Annotated in this window: 20 protein-coding genes and 1 other annotated feature; of the genes, 3 read left to right on the top strand and 17 right to left on the bottom strand. The window is 54.5% G+C overall.

The genetic code is table 11. The features are described 5' to 3' along the window. Positions 1-66: 66 nt before the first annotated feature. The 16 genes from asnB to JQM66_RS00620 form a co-directional block, all read right to left on the bottom strand. Complete coding sequence (gene asnB, locus JQM66_RS00545; RefSeq protein WP_235227868.1) at positions 67-1,650, bottom strand: asparagine synthase B; 1,584 nt, start codon at positions 1,648-1,650, stop codon at positions 67-69. A 43-nt stretch (positions 1,651-1,693) separates the two neighbouring features. Continuing rightward, positions 1,694-1,947: a binding site (T-box leader), on the bottom strand. A 172-nt stretch (positions 1,948-2,119) separates the two neighbouring features. Beyond that, positions 2,120-3,313 carry an ATP-grasp domain-containing protein gene (locus JQM66_RS00550; protein WP_235227869.1) on the bottom strand — a complete coding sequence of 398 codons (1,194 nt, stop codon included), beginning with the start codon at positions 3,311-3,313 and terminating at the stop codon, positions 2,120-2,122. A 59-nt stretch (positions 3,314-3,372) separates the two neighbouring features. Next, the gene (locus JQM66_RS00555) at positions 3,373-4,128 is read right to left on the bottom strand and encodes an esterase family protein (RefSeq protein ID WP_235227870.1); all 756 of its coding nucleotides are present in this window, start codon (positions 4,126-4,128) and stop codon (positions 3,373-3,375) included. 32 nt (positions 4,129-4,160) lie between these two features. Next, positions 4,161-4,928 carry an alpha/beta hydrolase gene (locus tag JQM66_RS00560; protein ID WP_235227871.1) on the bottom strand — a complete coding sequence of 256 codons (768 nt, stop codon included), beginning with the start codon at positions 4,926-4,928 and terminating at the stop codon, positions 4,161-4,163. Between the two features lie 146 nt (positions 4,929-5,074). Then, positions 5,075-7,090, bottom strand: coding sequence for an alpha-amylase family glycosyl hydrolase (locus tag JQM66_RS00565; protein ID WP_235227872.1), 2,016 nt, complete (start codon positions 7,088-7,090; stop codon positions 5,075-5,077). A 170-nt stretch (positions 7,091-7,260) separates the two neighbouring features. Next, positions 7,261-7,794 carry a stage V sporulation T C-terminal domain-containing protein gene (locus JQM66_RS00570; RefSeq protein WP_235227873.1) on the bottom strand — a complete coding sequence of 178 codons (534 nt, stop codon included), beginning with the start codon at positions 7,792-7,794 and terminating at the stop codon, positions 7,261-7,263. Positions 7,795-7,942: 148 nt separating this feature from the next. Then, positions 7,943-9,541, bottom strand: coding sequence for a recombinase family protein (locus tag JQM66_RS00575; protein WP_235227874.1), 1,599 nt, complete (start codon positions 9,539-9,541; stop codon positions 7,943-7,945). Then, the gene (locus JQM66_RS00580; RefSeq protein ID WP_235227875.1) at positions 9,538-11,256 is read right to left on the bottom strand and encodes a recombinase family protein; all 1,719 of its coding nucleotides are present in this window, start codon (positions 11,254-11,256) and stop codon (positions 9,538-9,540) included. The genes JQM66_RS00575 and JQM66_RS00580 overlap by 4 nt, the downstream gene beginning before the upstream one ends. Then, positions 11,256-12,932, bottom strand: coding sequence for a recombinase family protein (locus JQM66_RS00585; RefSeq protein WP_235227876.1), 1,677 nt, complete (start codon positions 12,930-12,932; stop codon positions 11,256-11,258). The genes JQM66_RS00580 and JQM66_RS00585 overlap by 1 nt, the downstream gene beginning before the upstream one ends. Before the next feature lie 123 nt (positions 12,933-13,055). Beyond that, entirely contained in the window at positions 13,056-13,277 is a 222-nt protein-coding gene (locus tag JQM66_RS00590) for a DUF6870 family protein (RefSeq protein ID WP_235227877.1), read from the bottom strand. 204 nt (positions 13,278-13,481) lie between these two features. After that, positions 13,482-13,829, bottom strand: a complete 348-nt coding sequence (locus JQM66_RS00595) for a hypothetical protein (protein ID WP_235227878.1) — start codon at positions 13,827-13,829, stop codon at positions 13,482-13,484. Between the two features lie 69 nt (positions 13,830-13,898). Next, positions 13,899-14,099 carry a hypothetical protein gene (locus JQM66_RS00600; protein WP_235227879.1) on the bottom strand — a complete coding sequence of 67 codons (201 nt, stop codon included), beginning with the start codon at positions 14,097-14,099 and terminating at the stop codon, positions 13,899-13,901. Positions 14,100-14,105: 6 nt separating this feature from the next. Beyond that, the gene (locus JQM66_RS00605) at positions 14,106-14,840 is read right to left on the bottom strand and encodes a metallophosphoesterase family protein (RefSeq protein ID WP_235227880.1); all 735 of its coding nucleotides are present in this window, start codon (positions 14,838-14,840) and stop codon (positions 14,106-14,108) included. A gap of 61 nt (positions 14,841-14,901) precedes the next feature. Further along, entirely contained in the window at positions 14,902-15,999 is a 1,098-nt protein-coding gene (locus tag JQM66_RS00610) for a beta clamp domain-containing protein (protein WP_235227881.1), read from the bottom strand. Next, entirely contained in the window at positions 15,996-16,760 is a 765-nt protein-coding gene (locus JQM66_RS00615) for a ThiF family adenylyltransferase (protein ID WP_235227882.1), read from the bottom strand. The genes JQM66_RS00610 and JQM66_RS00615 overlap by 4 nt, the downstream gene beginning before the upstream one ends. After that, positions 16,757-17,359, bottom strand: a complete 603-nt coding sequence (locus JQM66_RS00620) for a hypothetical protein (protein ID WP_235227883.1) — start codon at positions 17,357-17,359, stop codon at positions 16,757-16,759. The genes JQM66_RS00615 and JQM66_RS00620 overlap by 4 nt, the downstream gene beginning before the upstream one ends. A 476-nt stretch (positions 17,360-17,835) precedes the next feature. Here JQM66_RS00620 and tnpA point away from each other — a divergent pair, with 476 nt between their 5' ends. From tnpA to tnpC, 3 genes are all read left to right on the top strand, one after another. After that, the gene (gene tnpA / locus JQM66_RS00625) at positions 17,836-18,186 is read left to right on the top strand and encodes an IS66 family insertion sequence element accessory protein TnpA (protein WP_235227884.1); all 351 of its coding nucleotides are present in this window, start codon (positions 17,836-17,838) and stop codon (positions 18,184-18,186) included. Next, positions 18,180-18,536: an IS66 family insertion sequence element accessory protein TnpB gene (gene tnpB, locus JQM66_RS00630; protein ID WP_235227885.1), complete on the top strand. Its 357-nt coding sequence runs from the start codon at positions 18,180-18,182 to the stop codon at positions 18,534-18,536. The genes tnpA and tnpB overlap by 7 nt, the downstream gene beginning before the upstream one ends. 69 nt (positions 18,537-18,605) lie before the next feature. Beyond that, positions 18,606-20,105 carry an IS66 family transposase gene (gene tnpC / locus JQM66_RS00635; protein ID WP_235227886.1) on the top strand — a complete coding sequence of 500 codons (1,500 nt, stop codon included), beginning with the start codon at positions 18,606-18,608 and terminating at the stop codon, positions 20,103-20,105. 138 nt (positions 20,106-20,243) lie between these two features. Here the strand turns inward: tnpC and JQM66_RS00640 are convergent, their stop codons facing one another. Further along, on the bottom strand, positions 20,244-21,026 hold the full coding sequence (locus tag JQM66_RS00640) for a DUF4825 domain-containing protein (protein ID WP_407945990.1): 783 nt from the start codon (positions 21,024-21,026) through the stop codon (positions 20,244-20,246). Between the last annotated feature and the right edge of the window lie 150 nt (positions 21,027-21,176).

The following is a 21,176-nucleotide window of genomic DNA, read 5'->3' on the forward strand; positions in this document are numbered from 1 at the left end:
CCTAAATAGAATCGTATCATAAAATACGCAGAACGCAATAGGTAATACTTCTAACTTTTCGCTTCTTTACTGGCCGCTGGCACCGTAGTTTGCCAAAACACGGGCGGAGGGATCGTTGACGTTGCAGCCCTCCCACTCCTTGTTGGGCATCCAGAAGTCCTGGATCATCTCGGCCTGGCCGGGATAGTACTTCTCGAAGATCTCCCGGTACAGCAGGCTCTCCTTGGTGAAGGGGGTGCAGTAGGTGTATTTATGCCGCAGGGTCTCGAACTCTTCATCGGTGTACTTCTCCTCGGCATAGGCCTTCAGGTCGTCCACCATGGAGTGGCCCACGGCGTCGGAGAAGGCGGCCTTCTGACGCCACAGGATGTCGTCGGGCAGCAGGTGGTCCTTCTCAAAGGCATGGCGCAGCAGGTACTTGCCCATGTCGTAGGTGTTCAGCTTCAGCTGGGGGTCGATGCTCATGACGTACCTCACGAAGTCCAGGTCGCCGAAGGGGACACGGGCCTCCAGGGAGTTGACGGAGATGCAGCGGTCTGCCCGCAGCACGTCGTACATGTGCAGCTCATCCACCCGCTTCTTGGATTCGTCCTGGAAGGCCTGGGCGCTGGGGGCGAAGTCGGTGTACTTGTAGCCGAACAGCTCGTCGCTGATCTCACCGGTCAGCAGCACCCGGACGTCGGTCTGCTCGTGGATGGCCTTGCAGCACAGGTACATGCCCATGCTGGCCCGGATGGTGGTGATGTCCCAGGTGCCCAGCATGGCGATGACCTCCTCCAGGGAGTCCAGCACCTGCTGCCGGGTCATAAAGACCTCGGTGTGGTCGGCGCCGATGTAGTCGGCGACCTCCTTGGCATACTTCAGGTCAATGGCGTCCTTGTCCATGCCGATGGCGAAGGTGCGGATCTTCTTGCCCAGGATCAGGGAGGAGATGGCGCACACCAGGGAGGAGTCCAGACCGCCGGAGAGCAGGAAGCCCAGAGGGGCGTCGGCGTCCAGACGCTTGTCCACGCCGGCGATCAGTTTGTTGCGGATGTTGTGGCAGGCGGTCTCCAGATCGTCCTGAGAATACTCTTTAACGGTGGTCAGGTCGGCGTAGCGGACGAACTTGCCGTAGGCGTAATAGTGGCCGGGCGGGAAGGGGCAGACCTCCTTGCACAGCCCCACCAGGTTCTTGGCTTCGCTGGCAAACACGATGCCGCCGTCCTTGTCATAGCCGTAGAACAGGGGCCGGATGCCGATGGGGTCCCGGGCGGCGATCAGGGAGTCGGTGGCGGAATCATAGATGATCATGGCGAACTCGGCGTCCAGCCGGGAGAACATGGACAGGCCGTATTCGTGGAACAGAGGCAGCAGGATCTCGCAGTCGCTGCCGCTCTTGAACTGGTAGCCCTTCTCCATCAGCTGCCGCTTCAGGGGGCGGAAGCCGTAGATCTCACCGTTGCAGACCACGTAGTCGCCGTCCAGCTCAAAGGGCTGCATACCGGCCTCCGTCAGGCCCATGATGGCCAGGCGGTGGAAGCACAGCCAGCCGGAGGGTGTCTCGATGATCTTGGACATATCGGGGCCGCGGCTGACGGTCCGGTCAAAGTAGGGAAGGATCTCTTCCTTGGTTCTGGTCTTCTTGGAAAAACCCATGATCGCGCACATAAAAGCACCTCCAGAAAATGAAAAACGCAGCTACATCCTAAAATTTTAGGACGAATAGCTGCTATCCGCGGTGCCACCTAATTTACCTTCCCTTTTTGACGGGGAACGGTCACCTTCAAGGCTCCAACAAGCCCGTGTGATGTAACGATCACAACTCGTCGCACTTACTGGCGGAAACCCGCGTTCAGATTGCAGCTACGGAGTGTTCTTCGCGCAGATTCTTTGGTACGGGGTTTCCACTGTCCCCCGCTCACTGAACCGAACTTCTGCGGTACTTTTCTCCATCAGCGCCTTTGCCGATGTTTTTTAATTGATGTTTGGAGTTTAGCACTGTAAACCATGCGCTGTCAATAACAAAATCCACAAAATTGTGGAAAAATGTGGAGAAGATTTCTGCGGAAAGAGGAGAAATGCGGCAAAAACCCCCGGCAAACCATTGGTTTGCTGGGGGAGGACTGGTGTCGTTATGTCAGATACAGCGGCAGGCGTCATCGTAGAAGGCGTCCATCTCCTCCTTGGTGGGGAAGTTGGCCACGTACATCTGGTTGCCCATAGCGCCGGAGAGGGCATCGGGGATGCGGTCCACCATCTTCATCTGACGGCCGTACTTGGCCAGCAGCTCATCATGGCTCAGGGCGTAGGCGTGGTTGTCCCGTCGGCCCATGAAGGCGCAGTAGGCGTGCTCACCCTCGGGCACCGTGGAGCGGTCAAAGGCGATCATGTCGGCCCAGATCTTGTACACGTTGGTGCTGTTGGCAAAGTTCATCATGTCCGGAGAGAAACCGCCGCAGGGGCGCATGTTGACCTCCAGGGCCACAATGTCGCCCTGCTTGCCCAGACCCTCCTGGTCCTGGTCCAGGCGGAAGAACTCGAAGTGGACGAAGCGGCTCCTGACGCCGAAGCTCTTCACCGTGGCCCGTCCGGCGGCACGGGTGTCCTCCGGCAGGTCCTTGTGGATGAAATACAGAGAGTCATCCAGGGTGTTGACCACCTCCATCAGGTTGGAGATGGTGACGTTGCCGGTTTCGAAGATGGGCTCCCCGCGGGAGTCGATGATGGCGTCATAGGAGTTGATGGTGGCGTGGATGAACTCCTCCATGATGTAGGGCACATTCTTGGGATAGTCCTCCATGAAGTGCACCAGGTCCTCGTCGCTCTGGATCTTGTAGGTGCCGGCGGCGCCCACGCCGTTGTCTGGCTTGGCGATGGCGGGATAGCCCACGACCTTCAGGAATTCCCGGCAGCCCTCCAGATCGTCCACCAGATGATAGCGGGCGGTGGGGATGCCGGCCTTGGCGTAGAACTCCTTCATGCGGGACTTGTGGCGCACCTTGGCCATGTCCTCCGTCTGGAAGCCGCTGGTGATGTGGAAGTCCGTCCGCAGGCGGGCGTCGGTCTCCAGCCAGTACTCGTTGTTGGACTCCAGCCAGTCAATGCGGCCATACTTGAAGATGAAGAAGGCAACAGCACGGTAAACTTCATCATAGTTCTCCAGGCTGCCCACCTTGTAGTATTCCGTCAGGCTGTCCTTCAGGCCGGGCAGCAGCTCGTCATAGGGCTGGTCGCCGATGCCCAGCACGTTCAGCCCATTGTTTTTCAGCTCCCGGCAGAACTGCCAGTAATTGGTGGGGAAGTTGGGGGACATAAAAATGATATTTTTCATGGAACTCTCTCTTTTCTCTGTGAAGTATAGGAGCCGTTCACGCAACAGGCCGGAGCGGCTCAGCCCTCCAGCAGCTTGGGAACGAAGTAGGCCACCTGCTTGTGCCACCAGGGCCAGTCGTGGGCGCAGTCATGGCCCCAGAAGTCCACCCACACGCCGATGCCCTTTTCCCGGCAGATCTGGTTCAGGCGGATGGTGGAGTCGGGAATCTCCCAGGGACCCTGGCCCACGCAGATGATGCCCCGGTTGCGGTTGTACCGGCCGATGTAGGGGTGGTCGGCAGGCATGTTTGCCAGGTAGTCCACCGGGGAGTTCAGGTAGGTCAGCTCGTCATGATAGCCGCCGAAGCCGTACTCCGCCGTGTAAATGCCGCTGAGGGCCAGCATGCCGTCAAAGATGTCCGGGAAGCGGAAGAACAGGTTGGCGGCGTGGGTGGCGCCCAGGCTGCAGCCGAAGGTGATGATGCCGGGACAGCCCTCCCAGCCGTTCCGCCGGTTCACCATGTCCCGGATGAAGGGGACCATCTCGTCGGTGATGTACCGGATCCACTGCTCGTGGCGGCGGATGCGCCAGTAGGGGTCCCCGTCCTTGTTGGACCAGGTTTCCAGGTCCATGGTGTCGATGGAAAAGACCATCACCTGGCCGGACTCGATCCAGGGGGACCAGGTGTCCGTCATGTGAAAGTTCTCAAAGTCAAAGAAACGGCCGTCCTGACAGGGGATGAACAGCACAGGCCGTCCGGCGTGGCCGTAGACCTTGCACTCCATATCCCGGTTCAAAGCGGGACTGTAAAATTTGAAATACTGTGTCTCCATGGGGAATCCCTCCCTGATCGTTTTCTCTCTTTTTATTCCACTCCGTAGAGCAGGGTTTCCATGAAAAAGGGGATCTGCCGCTCCCAGCTGGCCTCGTTGTGGTCGCCGCCGGGGACGATGCGGCAGTCTAGCAGCACCCCCCGCTCCAGCAGCCGGGAGGCCACCCGGCTGAACTGGCGCTTCATATTGCTGTGGAAGGGCAGCTCCCGGGAGCCGTAGTCCATGTAGACCACGGTGTCCGGGGCGATGGGGGCCTCCCGCAGCAGCCGGTCCAGCCGTCCCGTGGCGAACCAGATGGAGGGAGACAGGGCGGCGGCCCGGGAGAAGACGTGGTTGTAGGCCGTCACGGCGTACAGGCTCATGAGTCCGCCCATGGAGCTGCCGGCGATGAAGGTGTGCTCCCGGTCCGGCAGGGTGGGAAACACGGCGTCGATATAAGGTTTGAAGGTGTTCACCAGCCACTCCATGGTGATGCGGCCCAGGCCACGGACGTGGCCCACCTCCGGGTTATCAAAGGTAAAGGGGGAGTATTCCGAGAGGCGGCCGTTGTCGGGGTGGTGGTTGCACTCCACCGCCGCGATGATGACCGGCAGGCCGGTGGCCACCGTGAAGTCCGCCATGCCCCAGCTCTTGCCGTAGGTGGCGTCCTCATCGAAAAAGACGTTGTGGCCGTCGAACATATAGAGGACCGGATAGCGGGCCTCGGGGTCTTCCTCGAAGGCGTCCGGTACGTAGACGTAGGCACTCCGGGGCTCGTCTCCGGTGAGCTCCGGGATGGTGATGCTCCATTTTGTGATCATTGCCAGGTTCCTTTTCTGTTGAATGTTAAAGAGTTTATCACGGCAAAGTGAAAAAGTCAATGCCGCGGAAAAACGATTTCGCGGTGAAAAACCGTCAGGAAGAGCCTTCTCCGCCCGGAAAACGGACAGAGAAGGCTCTGGAATGGTTACCGGGTCTTGGCCTTTTTGGTACGCTTGGGAGCGGGCCGCTCCTTCAGCACGATGGCCGTCCGGGCGGGCAGGTACAGCTCCACGAAGGGCTGACCGTCGAACCGCTTGGTGGGGTAGGGGATATCAGCCACCAGGTCCTGGCCGCCGTATTTGCTGTCGTCGGTGGACAGCTCCAGGGTGTACTCCGCGTCAGTGGGCACCGGCACCAGCACGTTGGTGAGGGACCGGGTGGGGTCGAAGTTGAAGGCGAACAGCAGGCCCTTGCGGTAGAAGACGATCACCTTCTCCGGCCCCTTCAGCAGCTTCAGGTCCGCCATGCGCTGCTGGAAGATGCGGTGGGTTTTGGTGAGCTTCACCATGTCGTGGTCGAAGTCCCCTAGCCACTGGTATTTCAGATAGCCGTTGTCCCGCAGGCTCCACTGGCGGCGGCAGTAGTGGAAGCTCCAACCGTTGCCCTCCCGGGGGAAGTCGATCCACTCCGGATGGCCGAACTCGTTGCCCATGAAGTTCAGGTAGGCCTCGCCGCCCCCCGCCAGGGTGAACAGGCGGATCATCTTGTGCAGGGCGATGGCCCGGTCGATGACGGGATTGTGGCAGGCCTTGTCCATGTCGGTGTACATGGCGGCGTCCGCCAGGCGGAAGATCAGGGTCTTGTCCCCCACCAGGGCCTGGTCGTGGCTCTCCACGTAAGCAACCGTGTTCTCTCCGGGGCGGCGCAGGCACATGTCGCCCCACATCTTGCCAATGTCCCAGTCCTCGTCCCGCTTTTCCTTCACGGTTTTGATCCACATGTCGGGCAGGCCCATGGCCAGCCGGTAGTCAAAGCCGATGCCGCCGTCCTCAATGGGCAGGCACATGCCGGGCATGCCGGACATGTCCTCCGCGATGGTGATGGCGTTGGGGTTCACCTCACGGATCAGCTCATTGGCAAGCTGCAGGTAGGTGATGGCCTCTACGTGGGTGTTCAGGGAGAAGTACTTGTGGTCGTCGTCAAAGCTGGAGCCCAGACCGTGGTCGTGGTACAGCATGGAGGTGACGCCGTCGAACCGGAAGCCGTCGAAGTGGTATTCCGTCATCCAGAATTTCAGGTTGGAGAGCAGGAAATGCAGGACCTCGTCCTTGCTGTAATCAAAGCACTTGGTGCCCCAGGCGGGGTGGTCGCCCTTGCCGCCGCTGTGGAAGAACTGCCATTCCGTGCCGTCAAACATGTTGATGCCCTCGGCGGTGTTCTTCACGGCGTGAGAGTGGACCACATCCAGCAGTACCCGCAGACCCAGCTTGTGGGCCCGGTCCACCAGGTATTTCAGGTCTTCCGGCTTGCCGAACCAGCTGGAGGCGGCGTAGAAGTTGGCCACCTGATAGCCGAAGCTGCCGTAGTAGGGGTGCTCCATGATGGCCATGAGCTGAATGGTGTTGTAGCCGGCCTTCTTGATGCGGGGCAGGGTGTATTTGGCGAACTCCCGGTAGGAGCCCACCTTGCCCTCCTCCTGGGCCATGCCCACGTGGGCCTCGTAGATGTACAGGGACTGGGCGGGCTTGAAGTCCTGGTCCGTCCAGGGAAAGACCTTCCGGTCATCCACCACCTCGGCGCACCAGGTGACGGAATGGGGGTCCTGGACCACCCGGCGGGCATACAGGGGGATATGCTCCGTGCGCTGCATGTTGGCGTCCACCACGGTTTTCACTTTACAGCCGTCCCACAGGGCGTCCTCACCCTCCAGAAACAGCTCCCAGAAGCCGTGCTCCAGCTTTTTCAGAGGGTGGCTGGTCTTGTTCCACTGGTTGAATTCACCGGTGAGGTAGAGCTGGTAGGCGCTGGGCGCCCACTCCCGGTAGAACCAGCCGCCCTTCACATGGTGAAAGCCCAGATAGTTGTGGGCCTGGGCGAAGTCACTGAGGGTGCCGCCCTGGGACAGCAGGCGGTCTTTCGTGCGGCGGTACAGGTCCATCCGCAGGTCAATGTCTCCCGCAAAGGGCTTCAATTGGGGATTCAGTTCCAGAATTCGATACATGGCGTCACCTTTCAGAAAGTCAGAGTGATGTTGGCAAAAATGGTTTGATTTGATTATATCATATCACAACCTGATTGCAACGGCTGAGAACAGGCGCTTTTTGTCAGATGATGCCAAAAATGGGGCCCGCCGGTTTCCCGGCGGGCCTTTTGTGAGGTTGAAAGAGAGGGTCAGGTCTCCATGTGCCGCCCCAGGAAGGCCGCGATGGTCTGGGCCAGCTTGTACTCGGTGTCGCCGGTGACGGGGGTGGTCTCGGTGCCGATGAACAGCACCAGACCCAGCAGGTCGCCCTCCGCCAGAATGGGGGCGGCCACGTGGGTCAGCAGCTTGTCGCTGCTGTCGGAGACGGGGAGGGCCTGCCCCTCGCCGGTGTACTGGTAGATGCGGCGGCCCTCCATGATCTGCTCCAGCTCGGGGGTGATGCGCTTGCCCATCAGCTCCCGTTTGCCGCCGCCTGCCACGGCGATGACCGTGTCCCGGTCTGTCACGGCGCAGATGCTGCCGGTGGAGCGGCTCATAGTGTCGCACAGCTGCCCGGCAAAGTCCTCCATGCCCCCCAGCAGGGAGTATTTCTTGAAAATGACCTCGCCGTCCCGGCTGGTGTAGATCTCCAGAGGGTCGCCCTCCCGGATGCGCATGGTACGGCGGATCTCCTTGGGAATGACGACTCTGCCCAGATCGTCGGCTTGTGTCAAGTAAAACATAAACGGTATATATACGGGATTTTGAAGCGGATACTCATAAAATATTCGAAAAAATACGAATAATTATGCAGTCGGTTCTGCCGAAATTGCCTACCCAATGCGGTATAATAGGACAAACTCGCCAAACCCATTGATTTTAGGCACTTTTTTAGATTGCTTGCTTTTGGGGGTGCGGACGCTGCATATTCTGGAACAGGTCTTCGAACTTCCATCTGATTTCAATTTCATTCGCACTGTGGATTGTAACTCGGTCGATGGCCTCGTACATCTTTTCCAGAGCTTTATCGTTTGGCAGAGATTGGCCTGAGAGATAGTCGGCAATCTGGCGCGACTCCTCCTGCAACCGCTCGAATTCCTGCTTTTTCTCTGCGTAATCAGTTTCAGCCTTTTGGTATTCAGCCCGGAGCTGCGTTTGCTGGTCCGAGAGTGCCGTTTTTCTTTCAACGAATGTTTCCAAATCAATATTGCCGGAATGGTACGCCTCAAAGAGCGCCAGCTTCTGTGTATCACAGGCTGCGATGCTTTTTTCGATGCGTGCCATTTTTTTGATATAGCCATGTGCGTTCAAAGATTTGTTCGCTTCCTCATGCTGCGCAGCTTGTTCATCAAGTAGATCAAGCTGCATCCTGTAGATGGGCAGTAAGACTGCCTCCAGGTCAGTCTTACTGTACCGAGTATGGCTGCAGGCACAATCAGCTTGGTACTTAGGAGTTGGACAACTGAAGTACGCATCCGTTCCATAGGTCTTTTGGAGCTTGCGGCCGCAGTGGCCGCAGAAGAATACCCGATCATTGGAAGGAGGACGCTTCTTGATGGGGGCTGAGGGATTTCTGAGAAGATTATTTGCGGCAGTAAATTCTTCCGAAGAAATGAGTGCTTCATGTGCGTTCTCCGTGATGATCCATTCGTCGGGAGAGGTACGCCGTTGGCTCTTGTCCCTCAAGTGCCGGCTTTCTCTGGTGTGATTGACCATGACACCGGTATATTTCAGGTTGTGCAGGATGTTCAGGACCGTAGTGTGCGACCAGAGCAGTTGCCTGTTCTGACAAGTCGGTTTTATCCTGTGCTGCTTGTATTGCAAAGGCGTCATAATCCTCTGAGCATTGAGTGATTTTGCGACCTCAGAGGTTGACTTTCCTGCGAGAATTGCTCTGAATATCTGCTGCACGACTGGAGCGGTCTGGGGGTCAGGGATCATAAGATGCTTGTCTGTGGGAGATTTCATATAGCCATAGGGGGTGTGGTTCACAAATTTCCCGTTTTCCATTCTCGTGCGCATGGCGCTGCGCACTTTTACAGACAGATCTTTGCTGTATGTGTCGTAAATGAAATTGCGAAATGCAACATCCATACCGCTGGTGATGCCAAGGAAATCATCACTATCATAGCAATCGGTAACAGCGATGAAGCGCACATTCAGAGACGGAAACATCCGGTCGAGATAGTCGCCCACTTCAAGATAGCTTCTGCCAAGTCGCGAGAGGTCCTTCATTACGATACAGGCAACTTCGCCCCTCTTGACGGCAGCAAGCATCTCTTGAAAGCGGGGGCGCTCGAAATTGGTTCCGGTGAAGCCATCGTCAATGTACTCAACGATGGGCAGCTTTGCAAGCTCTGGGTGGTCTGCTACATAGTTTTTGATGATGTTCCGCTGGTTTACGATGGAATAGCTTTGGTCGATCAGCAGATGTGCTTTACCATAGTCCTCCAGAGAGGTACGGGAATAGGCGGCAAGGTGTTGTGTCATACAGCTTCCCTCCTCAATCGTTCGATTTCGCTTGCTAGCAGAGCTTTTTCTTCTTCAAACCGAAATTCAATGGTGACACTTCCGTCTTCGGACATTCGGATCAATGAGATAAAGGCGTCGACGAGGGCCTGGGTCACCTTTTTGGGATTACGAAACTGCTGGATTTTCTTCTCCCAATCTTTCAGTCCAGAGGTCTCACACACGGTCATTGAGCTGGTACCCTTGAGTTCCTGAATCTGCTGTCTCAGAATGGAAAGCTGCCGTTGGTATTTCTCCTTGGCAAATGTATACTCATCAAGGGTGAGCAGGCCGCTTTTCCAGTCATCGTACAGAGAAACAGAAAAGGCCTCTTTACTGGAAAGTTCCTTTTCCAGACGTTTGACTTCCGGGTTTTCCCGTTTTTTTTCCGCAGCCGCTTCGCACTTGGCCAGCAGTCTGTTTAAGACTTCCTGAGAATCAGAGAATAGTTGGAGCTGTGTGGTCAACGCAGTCAGTACGGCAGTGTCAATCACATTGCTGCGGATCGACTTTTTGCAGGAACAGTGCAGTTCTTTATGCTCCTCAAAGGTTGGACAGACGTAGGAGTAGTATCCTTTGCCGCCGCCTTTGGCGATGGAGCGCACCAGTTTGAGCTGTGTTCCGCAGTCTGCGCAGACCAGATGTTTTCGATAAGGGTTGGTTTCTTTGGGCAGGTGTGCGTATTTCCCATAGTTGGATTTGTAGATCGCACTTTGCTCTTCGTTGACGTCCTGAACCGTCTGGAACAGTTCTTCCTCAATGATTGGTTCATGGGTATTGTAGGCGATATCCCATTCGGATTTATCGGTCAGATGAACCGGGATACCTTCATACAGACTGGCTCGACACTTGCCCTGGGCAAGATGGCCGATATAAGCAATGTTTCGGAGCAAATCCTTTAGAGCATGGCGGTTCCAAAGAAGGGAAGAGCCTTTCTTATTGTTGTTGGTAATAATGCCTTGTTCGTAACGATAACGCCCGGGAGACGGAATACCTTGCTCATTGAGCTTGCGTGTGATCGTGCCGTATCCATCGCCAGCGGCGCGCCAAAGATAGATTTGACGGACAACCGGCGCGGTCACAGGATCTACGATCAGCCGATTCTTGTTCTCTGGGTCTTTTTGATACCCATAGGGAGCATAACTTCCAATGTAATCTCCCTTTTGGCGCTTGGCGGCAAGAGAAGAACACGCCTTACGGGAAATATCCTTAGCATAGTAGTCATTGACGATATTTTTCAGTGCTGCGGTAAGCTCTTCCGTGGAGTTCAGGGTCGCGGAGTCATAGCCGTCATTGACGGAAATGAACCGTACCCCCCACTGAGGAAACTCTTTTTCCAGAAGGCTGCCGGCCTCCATATAGTTTCGCCCCAGGCGTGAGAGGTCCTTTACGACAACGCAGTTGATTTTACCTTTCTGAATATCGCTGATCAGTTCTTCCCACGCGGGACGCTCAAAGTTGGTGCCGGAATACCCGTTATCACGATAGAGCTTCACAAATCGGAGATAAGGACGCTCGGCAATATATTTTTCGAGAATGTCCACCTGGCTCTCGATAGAATCGCTGTCAGCTTTTCCGTTGTCCAAGACAGACAAGCGAACATAAATGCCGGTGTTGAAAACCTGCATTTCCGGTACTGACAGAATCTGCGCGTGCTGTGCAGACTTCGCTGGGGATGTCTTTCGAGTTCTTGCCATCAGACGACCTCCCTCAGCTCCGCAAGAGCAACGGACATGGATTTGTCCTGCTCACAAAGAAATTCCATTGCGTGCCGAAGCTGGTCTTTATGGCGCAGCTCCACCTTGATCTGCTTGTCAGGATAGAGGAGAATGCGGTCAACAAGGTTGACGACCAATGGACGGGACAGCTCGGTGATGTTCTGAAAAGCACGAAACTGTGCGATCCAACCATCCTGCGTGCGGATGCCGTCTTCAAGCTCCCGAATTTTTTGACGCAGCACACCGATACTTTTTTCCGCTTCCTGAATGCGTTGAGAAAAGCCTTCTTTGAGCTGCCTCAGATCTTCTCGGTCAATGAGACCCTTGCGGAAATCCTCATAGAGGTTCACTTTCAGATCATTGTTTTTTTCGATGATACCTACCTGGACTTCGATATTCGCTTCCAGTTTCCGAATTTCACGGCGTTCCCATGCGAGCTCTTCGATTTGGGAGAGCGCCTGCTCCATGTTCAGAACAAGACTGATCTGCAGGCGAAGGGAAGCCAACACAGCAGCTTCCAGAGCTTCTTCTGAAATAGTCCGTGCTTCACAGGAGCCGTTTTTGCCGCTGTGTGGGCAACTATAATAGGCATAGCGCTTATTAGCGTGAGAAACGACCTTTCGCTTTGCAAGGGTACCGCAATCACCACAGTAGATCCTGCCGGAGAGTGGATGGACAGCCTCACCGCCCGGAGCACTCCGGCAATCCTCGTTCATCAGACGCTGAACGATATTAAATTCGGCACTGCGGATGATAGCCTCGTGAGTCCCTTCTATGCGCGTCCATTCGCTTTCATCTTTGTAGATGACCTTCTTGACCTTATAGTTTGGGGTAGTCCGGCGACCTTGCACCAGGACACCGCAATAAGTCTCGTTGGTGAGAATTCGCATGACAGCGACCGGGCTCCATTCTGCTTTTCGATGGGTCTTGAAGCTGGTCTTGTATTTACTGCCGCTGGCCTTTTTGTACTCCGAGGGAGCCAGGACGCCCATCTCGTTGAGCTTGGCTGCAATTTTCACCGGACTCAATCCCTCGATTTTCCATCGAAAGATCATCCGCACAATATTGGCTGCAAATTCATCAACGAGCAGTTTGTTTTTATCCTCGGGATCACGAATATAGCCGTAGACAGGGAAGTTTGCGATAAACTCGCCGCGGTGCCGCTTGTTTTCCAGATTGCTGCGGACCTTGATGGAAATATCGCGGCTGTACGAGTCGTTGATGAGGTTTTTGAAGGGAACGATAAGGCTGTCACCGGAGCCGTTTGCCGCAAGACTATCGTAATGATCGTTGATGGCAATAAAACGAACGCCTTTTCTCGGAAACAGCTTCTCAATGTACTGCCCTGCGTCGATATACTCACGACCAAAACGAGACAAATCTTTTACGATAATGCAGTTGATCTCGCCGCGTTCCACGGCCTTCATCATCTCTTGGAAGTTTGGCCTGTCAAAATTTGTTCCGGTGTAGCCATCGTCTACATACTCGGCAACCAGTTCAATGTCAGGGCATTTGCTGACGAAGGAGTGGATCAGATCTCTCTGACTGGTTATACTGTTGCTCTCCCGTTTTCCGGGAGAAAAAGAGAAGTCGCCATCTTCCTTCGACAATCGAAGGTAGTCGGCGGCTTTGAAGATTGTAGTGCTATTAAGCATAAAAACCGCTCCAATCGTATCGTTTGGCCGAGCCAACCGATATGACCGGAGCTTTCGCTGATTTTGTCCGCTATCATCATAACAGAAGCGGCGGATAATGTCCAGTCATACCAAGTTGCCAGATTATCTCAAAATTGAAAGCATGTCAGCGAAGCAGTCGTTCAGGGTTGCGGAAGTATCCGCATAGGCAATATTCACGGTGACCTCTCCGACCTTAAAACGGTAGGGATTTTTTACTTGCCTGACAAAGGAGCGAATCCTTTCTTCCTGCGGCAGATCGCTGCCGATATGAACATCTCGGATGTCTACAAGCTCACCATGCGACATGTGGTTGGTCTGTTCCATTGCGTTCACCTCGCTGGATATTATTTCCTGCCCGTGCTTTCCTTATTCCGCACGGCAGAGAAAAAGAGATGCCTCCCAAGTTACTGGGAAGCATCTCCTTTGTGTCAGCCTAATAATATCATAGCGCCATAAGACACCGCAAGTACAGCAGCTCAGACATTATTCGGACATTTGGTGAAAAAGCGGCCGGGAGGATATGTAGGATCAACCTTTGAAACGTTCGGAATATGCATGACGCACGGTGCGGTAGTAGAGTACGTTTTCTCTGCCAACTGTAGACTGTTCCATACACACATAGATGCCGCCATTGTCCCACATTCCGATCAGGGTACACGCACCGGACACAGCAATGCCGCCGGTATTGGAACTGACCGTAACTTCCCGAAGCCCCAGGTCTTTGGCAAGGGCGCGGAGGAACACCTTTCCCACATTCAGAAAAGTCTTCTTGCTGCCATTGGGCCCGCTTTCTTTCTCGCCGTAGATATAGCCGAGGTCCTGCCCCAGCAGGGTGGCGAGACGACGCATATTGTTTTCCTGCGATTTCATCGACATATCGTTTCCTCCTTCTGAAGATAAAAGAGGGTAAGGAACCGTTTGTTCCCTGCCTCCTGTTCAGACGGCTCACGCCGCGTTTTTCAATTTTTCTTCGGAGCTAGGCAGTTCCATCAGGTGTGCTTCGGTCAGCGGCAACCGCTTCCCAAAGTACGCAAGCAGACGAAATCTGCCGCTGTCCTCTAAAACTCCGCGATACTTCTTATCATAGAGCACGGCACGACCATGCTCCGTCACGCGGGTCTTGCTCTCAACAGTAATCTCACACATAGGCATTCACGCTGCGGGCCGGATGATGCGCTCGGCGGCAAAGTCGAACACGGGTGCATTTTCCTCCGGAGTACCGGGAATCAGCTTGAGGGTGTATCCCTGCTCCCGGGACAGCTTGAACAGGCCGATGATGCGGTTGAGCTCTTCGTCAACCGGTTCCTCATCCTTTGCGGTTTCCTGTTCTTCGGTGGCCATTTCCACCACAGCAGCAGTCTGCTCCACAGAAATTTCCTCCTGCGGATTCTCCGTCTGCTCCTCCTGCACGGGAGTAAACTCTGCGTCCATGACCTCCTGCTTTTTATCCTGTACCGTCAGAGCAGTCCAGAAAGAGCGCAGAACGGAGGCAAGAAGCGTGCCGAGCAAGGAGCGCTTTCGGGGCGGCAGGTTCACGACCTCCTGCGCTTCCACCACGTCGATCTCGCTGATGGCCACTGTCAGCTTGCCAGTCTCCACATAGGCGGCAGACAGGAAGCAGGACACGGCGGCGCTCTCAGAGGCAAAGACCTCTGGAGACTGCACACGCTTGGCAAGCAGGCGCTTGCAGATCACGCTGGCGGCCTCCACATCATCAACGCAGACAGTGTCCGCCTCGACGGTCCCGGCGTTGATGACACCTTTGCCGTTGATACTCTTAGCCTTGATGCCGTAGGTCACATGAAGGTGGCCGTGGACCACCAGATGATCCGTGACCAGCGACTCATAATGGACGGTTTCTCCCTTGGGAATGTAGACGGTTTTCATATTGTATATCTCCTTTTCTTAATTTTCGGGCGGCGTCTGCCTCCCGTTATTCTTTTTCCTGTCAGGCAGCCATTTCTTCTTTGATGCGAACGGGGAGTACCAAAGCGATATCGCCGCGGTCTTCTGCCTCGATCACAATGGGAGAAAAGACTCCGCTGAGCTTTACCTTCACTTCCGGGGCATCCTTGAACTGCTTCAGGGCGTCCAGCATATACCGCAGGTCAAAGCCAAGGGTCAAATCTCCCCGGCCGGACACTGGGATGCTTGTGCGAAATCTTCCGTTGGGCACCGCCATAGTAAGCTGTTCGCCTTCAAAGCGCACATAGGGCTTCATGGAACCGGAAGCGCACTCCTTCAGATAGGTAAGCTCCTTGATGAAATCTGCCGTTTTTGCAGTGACAGTTTCCCGATACTCCTTGGGAACAGCCGCGTCCACATCAAAGGTATCAACACCTTGCCTGCGGACATACAGGCTCACGTCACCGTCTGTGAACAGCACATATCGAGTGCCAACCTGTACAGTGATGTCGTTCTTGCCAAAGACCTTCAGCTGGGCAAGGGAGCTTCCATAGGCCAGAAAGGGCACCGGGAAGGTCAGATCCTTCTGGGTGTCACAGGCCATGCGGTACCCATCCAGAGAAAAGATCCGCTGACCCTTGAACTGCACACAGGTGTTAAAGGGTTTCGTATTCATTCCGGGCTTCATGGTGGCATAGCGTACACGCTCGATGCGCTCCAAAAGCAGTGCGGCATTCGTATGAAATACATGATCCGTTTCGATGGAAATAGGGGAGGGATACTCCTCATCGGCGGATGCGGCATATTCCGCGGCACGCTGGCCACAGAGCATTCGCAGCTTCCGTGAGGCCTTTTGCTTTTCCGTCTGCTCGTAGAGTTCAATGGTCAGCTCACCGTCAAAATGGGCGCAGGCCTTCATGACATCCCTGGTCTTATAGAAGGTGAACACCATATCCTCACCCTCTACTGGGAATTGGGCAGACAGCCACGTTTCCAAATCAGTGGCCGTCAGGGTGCAGATACCACCTTTGACGCTGACGTGGACCTCCTCCAGAATGGGAATGGTGCTCTTTTTCAGTACTCGGCTGACCTTATTCATGGCCTCCGAGAATACCTTTGCGTCCGCAACCATGCTTTTCATGCTGCGTTCCTCCTTGGCTGTTTTTCCAATACCGTCTGCATCCGTATCGTCCTTGTGGAGAAATCGGTCTGAAGGGCCATGTTTTCCCCATGTGTCAAAATGTTGTAGACCATGATCAGGACGGCGGTGGCAGCGGTGACGTTGGCTACGATGCTCTGCGGATCTTCCTGCGCGGCTTCGGCACAGCTCAGCTCGGACGGGAACTTATCCGTGTCCTTGAGCATTTCGGGATGGACGCCGCCGATGGGCTTGCGCATGGTGTGTCCGTTTTTCCGTACGCCGCACACCACCTGTCCGGTATACTTGCCGTTGCCGCTGTCAATGTAGATCAGGTTTTCACTCTGGTAAAAGGCCTGGTGACAGAGCTGGCGGGTCTTGTTATTATCCACGCAGCCAAGCAAGATCACCATTTCCTTCGTCCTTCGGCTGGAATAGGGGTGCAGTTCCCACTCCTTTGGCTCAATCAGCTCCATCAAATCAGGCAGCTTTTCGATGAAGCCCGGAACATACTCCGTTTCCATGCCCAGGACGGTGGAATATCGCTCTGCCAGCACACGGGCCTTGTTTTCGCCCAAATCTGCCGGAACAAAGTTCTGACGGTCCAGATTCTTCGGCTCCACGATGTCGCCGTCGCAGATGATGAAGCGCGCCGGGCGTCCCAGCATGTGGAGCAGGCGGAACACATAAGGAGCCACATAACCTCCCGTACCGCCGGCACCCAGCATGACTACCTTTACCGGGCGGTCCATGGGAAATTTCACAGTCCCACCTCCGCCAGCATATCCAGAAGACCGCGCTTCTTTTCCACAACTTGCTTTTCGTTTTTCTTCCTGCGGATCGTGACCTGCTGCAGCCATTCCTCGGGGAACTGATGCTCCAGCCCTTCAATTACCGTATCCGGATCAATGGGCACAAAGGTATCGCCGCAGAAGATGCGGGCCTTGATGTCGGGATAGAACTTGTCCAGATTGCCCAGTACAAAGTACAGTCCCGTGGAGCGCTCGTCACTGTCGTCCTTGGCGGAGAAGAAGGCGTCCATACTGTTGTGGGAGTGGATGTCTGCATAGCAGATGTACCGCTCCGCATCGTCGTAGGGACAATCGTGGAGGTTGGCCTCAATCTCTACCTTGCAGACACTCTGCTTGGGGACATAGGCGAAAAACTCCTTCTTGACCTTATCCCAGTAGATCAGGGCCAGTGCTTCGTTTTCCTCGCTCTCCGTCATGAAAGCGCGAAAAAAGGCGATGACCTGCCCCATCAAGCTGGCCGGGATCTTCGGCAGAGCCGGGGTGAACCCGGCTCTGACCTCAGAGAAATCGATCACATTGTTTTTGGGGGCGATGAACTCGCCCTGCTCCATTTTGCGAAGCTCATAGATCCTGCCGTCATTAGGCACAGCCTACACTGTTAACTACGCATACGAAAAGAAACGGGCAGTCATCATCATCGACCCGGATACGCTGAGAGTCCTGCCATATACCATCAGCACTCAATAACGATACCGATACCTCCAGCGACAATATTCGGTATTCTGTACAGGACAGCAAATCCTTGGAGCCCATCACCATTTCAATCGTCAATCTTTATCTGCGTAAGCAAATCATTTTCCAGAGACTTTAACTTGTGGGAATTACAAATGAATGCCTCAATAATGAACGCCGTCCTCTCAGCGTATCTGAGAGGACGGTTTTGAATGTTCCAAGCTTTAACGATTACGTCGCTTGCACCTCCCATGTTCGTAAGCGTCAAAGCTAACGGCGTATAGACACCTATGGGATAATAGTGATGGAACGTTTCGCAACGTTCCATCACTATTAACATCAGGGGGGACACGCCATGACATCCACAGAACTGAAACACCAGGCACGGCTGCAGGAATGGGCAGGAGCAATTCAGGATTGCAGAAGCAGCGGATTGTCTGTCCGGCAGTGGTGCAGGGAGAGAGGAACCACACCAACAACGTACTATCGCTGGGAACGAGAGCTGTTGTCCATTGCTGGTTCAACAAAGCCACAGCCAGAAATGCCTGCTGTTGCGTTTACAGAATTACCAGTACCAAAACAGGTGTGCTGCAACGTAGCGGAACGTTCCGCTACACTGCGTATGGACAATGTCAGCATAGACATCTATCCGCAATGCGGCGCCGAGCAGCTGAAAACACTGGTTGAGATCCTCCGCACATGCTGAACGACTTTACCGGGGCAGACAAGGTCTACATCGCCTGCGGCTATACCGATCTGCGCAAAGGTATAGACGGTCTGGCCAGGATGGTCCAACAGCAGTTTGAACTGGACCCCTTCACCAACACACTGTTCCTGTTCTGCGGGAGGCGGAGAGACCGCATCAAGGGGCTGTACTGGGAAAAGGACGGCTTCATTCTTCTGTACAAACGCCTGGAACAGGGGGCATACCAGTGGCCGAGAAGTGAATCCGAGGTGCGTTCACTGACGCCGCAGCAATACCGCTGGCTCATGGAAGGGCTGAAGATTGAGCAGCCGAAGACGCACCGTCCGGTAACGGGATTGGCTGTGCTTTGAGAGGAAGAAACTTGCCTCAAAGCATTGGAAATACTAGCTTTTTCTCGTTACTTGTGCTATAATAATCTTATGGAAAACGAGAAGAAGACTGCCGAAAAACAGGCCGAAACCGTGACCATTTCACGGGCTGAATATGAAGAATTGAAGCTCCAGAACCAATGGCTTCTGGAGCAGCTTGGGCTTGCAAAAAAACGGCAGTTCAGATCTTCCTCCGAACGAATTCAGGAAGGCCTTATGGACCAATTGGGGCTTACGCTCAACGAAGCCGAGGCCTATGCGTATGGAACGAAATCCGCCACTGCAGAGCAGATCGCCGTGAAAGCCCATGTGCGCAAACGGAAGTCCGGCAATGTCTTGGAAGTCGTCCCGGACGGGACACCCACCGAGGTGGTGGAACACCGCCTGCCGGAGAAAGATCTTGTCTGCAAGGTTTGCGGCAGCCAGATGGAGGAGATTGGTAAGGAAGTACATCGAACGCTAAAGATGGAGCCGCCGAAGTTCTGGATTCGTGAGGACGTATACTACACCTATAAGTGCATGAAGTGCGAACGGGAGACTGGCGAGGCCAATCTTGTAAAGTCCCCAAGGGCACCTGCGCTACTGCCCGGCAGTTTTGCTTCCGCAGAGGCTGTGGCGCATATTATGACGCAGAAGTTCGTGATGTACTCGCCTTTGTACCGTCTTCAGCAGGAGTTTAACCGCCAGGGCCTGAAGCTCTCCCGGCAGACCATGTCCAACTGGCTGCTGAATGTCTCGGAGATGTGGCTGCAGCCCATCTACAACGTTCTGCATGAGAAGCTCCGCAAAGAACGGGTGCTGCACGCGGATGAGACCACCCTGCAGGTGCTGAAAGAAGCGGGGCGGCCCTCAACCAGCAAATCCTACATGTGGCTGTACCGGACCAGTGGCTGTGCAGAGCAGGCCATTGTCCTGTATGAGTACCAGTCCACACGGAAAGCGGAGCATGCGGAGAACTTCCTGAAGGGCTTTTCCGGCTGGCTCCATGCGGACGGATACCAGGGCTACCACAGGCTGCCGGAGAATATCCGGGTGGTTGGGTGCTGGGCACACGCACGACGAAAATTTGATGAGGCACTGCAAACGCTGCCCAAAGAAAAGCAGAAGGACTCTCCGGCAGCGATTGGCGAATGCTATTGCTCCCGGCTTTTCAAGCTGGAGGAGGCTTTTGCAGAGCTGACGCCGGAAGAACGGTATGAGAAGCGGCTGGAACAGGAAAAACCTGTTTTAGACGCGCTATTGTCATGGGCAAATGAGATGCAGGCAAAAACAGCGCCGAAATCCGTAATGGGCAGGGCGATCCATTACCTGCTGGAACAGTGGCCGTATCTGATCCGCTATCTGGAGGATGGCCGTCTGGAACTGAGCAACAACCGTGCTGAACGCAGCATAAAGCCATTTGTGATAGGGCGAAAAAACTGGCTCTTCGCCAATACGCCTGGTGGTGCGCAGGCCAGCAGTGTGATCTACAGTCTGATTGAAACGGCGAAAGAAAATGGACTGGATCCGTACCGATACCTGCTCTGGGCCTGCGGAATGCTCCTGCCCTGAGCCAGACAGATGCGGCATGGGCGGAACAGCTCACGCCTGCCAGCGCCCCGGATGAATGCAGAATACCACTAAAATGAAATCATGCCATCCCAACTCCGGGATGGCATGATTTTTATACGCCGGGAGATTTGACGGTTACTAATCGAGAACTAATTTATTGGAAAGCACATAAGCATCCCGCTCACTTTCCTGCTCAAAATGGCAGTAAGCAACGGCATCTTCGGGATTATTTTTGCATGTATCCAGAAAAGAAATCAAGAAGTCAGAGATGTCTTTAGGAATTCCGTATTCTGTCAACAGTTGTATCTGAAGCGTCTCTTTGGTTGTCGGACTTTCTGAAAGCCACCAGAGTTCCAGCAATGCTCTTAATCCATCTTCTGTTTTACAGAGTTCTTCTATCGTTTCATTGCCAAGTGCATCCACCGGTTGATTCAACATAGAATAGAAGCAGGCCGCGGTCATGGTGTCATCATTCAGGGGATATTCCCAAGTAACCTGCTCCAGATTACCAATCAGGCCCAACAAAATGGCAGCACGGTGTTCCATCTCCTCATTGAACGTGGATTCCTGTTCCGGCTCATTGGCGAATTTCAGCGTCAGTTCATAGCACTTTTGAGGAAACAGGCCGCCTTCAGAACGGTAGATGCCATAGAACTTGTATGTGCCAAGTTCGTCCGTTTCCAGTGCAGGCACCATCTGCTCTATGCGTTTCTTGTCCCAATGGTACGCACCTTTCAGACGATACAGGTAAGCGGCAGTATCTTCTTCGGCTGTACGGGTAAAGTCTCTCTGGTTGGTAGCACAAACAAGGGTTGACATAATCACTGCCGTAGCCGCAAGAAACACCACGGTGGGTTTTGCCTTTTTCCAATTTAACATGTTCTTGATGCGGCTTTTAGTATCGCCTTCTCCAAAGGCCAAAGGCGTGCCGGCAATGATCCGGTGGCCAGTAGCAATGCACCTTGTATTGCTATCCGAACCATGGTAAAATTCACATGTAATTGAAAGGGGGTGTTCGTTATATGGTTATGAAAGAGGGAGTAGGTAAGATAATTATGATGGAATGTACAA

The organism is Oscillibacter valericigenes (genome assembly GCF_021531915.1).
Taxonomy (GTDB): Bacteria; Bacillota; Clostridia; order Oscillospirales; family Oscillospiraceae; genus Oscillibacter; species Oscillibacter valericigenes_A.

Bases quoted from the DNA above. Each gene is read 5' to 3' on its own strand.
- asnB (WP_235227868.1), bottom strand. From the start codon at position 1,650: ATGTGCGCGATCATGGGTTTTTCCAAGAAGACCAGAACCAAGGAAGAG.
- JQM66_RS00550 (WP_235227869.1), bottom strand. From the start codon at position 3,313: ATGAAAAATATCATTTTTATGTCCCCCAACTTCCCCACCAATTACTGG.
- JQM66_RS00555 (WP_235227870.1), bottom strand. From the start codon at position 4,128: ATGGAGACACAGTATTTCAAATTTTACAGTCCCGCTTTGAACCGGGAT.
- JQM66_RS00560 (WP_235227871.1), bottom strand. From the start codon at position 4,928: ATGATCACAAAATGGAGCATCACCATCCCGGAGCTCACCGGAGACGAG.
- JQM66_RS00565 (WP_235227872.1), bottom strand. From the start codon at position 7,090: ATGTATCGAATTCTGGAACTGAATCCCCAATTGAAGCCCTTTGCGGGA.
- JQM66_RS00570 (WP_235227873.1), bottom strand. From the start codon at position 7,794: ATGTTTTACTTGACACAAGCCGACGATCTGGGCAGAGTCGTCATTCCC.
- JQM66_RS00575 (WP_235227874.1), bottom strand. From the start codon at position 9,541: ATGACACAACACCTTGCCGCCTATTCCCGTACCTCTCTGGAGGACTAT.
- JQM66_RS00580 (WP_235227875.1), bottom strand. From the start codon at position 11,256: ATGGCAAGAACTCGAAAGACATCCCCAGCGAAGTCTGCACAGCACGCG.
- JQM66_RS00585 (WP_235227876.1), bottom strand. From the start codon at position 12,932: ATGCTTAATAGCACTACAATCTTCAAAGCCGCCGACTACCTTCGATTG.
- JQM66_RS00590 (WP_235227877.1), bottom strand. From the start codon at position 13,277: ATGGAACAGACCAACCACATGTCGCATGGTGAGCTTGTAGACATCCGA.
- JQM66_RS00595 (WP_235227878.1), bottom strand. From the start codon at position 13,829: ATGTCGATGAAATCGCAGGAAAACAATATGCGTCGTCTCGCCACCCTG.
- JQM66_RS00600 (WP_235227879.1), bottom strand. From the start codon at position 14,099: ATGTGTGAGATTACTGTTGAGAGCAAGACCCGCGTGACGGAGCATGGT.
- JQM66_RS00605 (WP_235227880.1), bottom strand. From the start codon at position 14,840: ATGAAAACCGTCTACATTCCCAAGGGAGAAACCGTCCATTATGAGTCG.
- JQM66_RS00610 (WP_235227881.1), bottom strand. From the start codon at position 15,999: ATGAAAAGCATGGTTGCGGACGCAAAGGTATTCTCGGAGGCCATGAAT.
- JQM66_RS00620 (WP_235227883.1), bottom strand. From the start codon at position 17,359: ATGGAGCAGGGCGAGTTCATCGCCCCCAAAAACAATGTGATCGATTTC.
- tnpA (WP_235227884.1), top strand. From the start codon at position 17,836: ATGACATCCACAGAACTGAAACACCAGGCACGGCTGCAGGAATGGGCA.
- tnpB (WP_235227885.1), top strand. From the start codon at position 18,180: ATGCTGAACGACTTTACCGGGGCAGACAAGGTCTACATCGCCTGCGGC.
- tnpC (WP_235227886.1), top strand. From the start codon at position 18,606: ATGGAAAACGAGAAGAAGACTGCCGAAAAACAGGCCGAAACCGTGACC.